Source organism: Neisseria sp. P0020.S005, from assembly GCF_051957055.1.
In the GTDB taxonomy this organism is placed as follows: domain Bacteria; phylum Pseudomonadota; class Gammaproteobacteria; order Burkholderiales; family Neisseriaceae; genus Neisseria; species Neisseria subflava_A.
Genome location: NZ_JBQCWV010000068.1, coordinates 1 through 443 on the forward strand (window position 1 = coordinate 1; position 443 = coordinate 443).

Genomic DNA, 443 nt, shown 5'->3' on the forward strand with positions numbered 1-443 from the left:
CGGCTTTAAAGTGGCACTGCTGACCGACGGCCGTATGTCCGGCGCATCCGGCAAAGTTCCGGCCTCCATCCACATGACGCCTGAAGCCCTGATGGGCGGCAATATCGCCAAAATCCGTACCGGCGACTTGATCCGCTTCGACTCCGTTACCGGCGAACTCAACGTCCTGATCAACGAAGCCGAATGGAACGCCCGCGAAGTCGAACGCATCGACTTGAGCGCGAACCAACAAGGTTGCGGCCGCGAACTCTTCGCCAACTTCCGCAGCATGACCAGCAGCGCAGAAACCGGCGCCATGAGCTTCGGCGGCGAATTTGCCTGATGCACGTTTCAGACGACCTTTGTGAACGGAAGGTCGTCTGAAAAATTATTGAAGCCGTTTAAAACAGACGTAGGTCGGATTCTCGAATCCGACGTTATCAGGGGCATTTGTCGGATACGGG

1 pseudogene is annotated in these 443 nt (G+C 56.7%); it reads left to right on the forward strand.

The window, feature by feature from the left end:
• Positions 1-322 (forward strand): annotated as a pseudogene (locus tag ACTHTU_RS11335) (phosphogluconate dehydratase); the annotation flags it as partial.
• Positions 323-443: the final 121 nt, after the last annotated feature.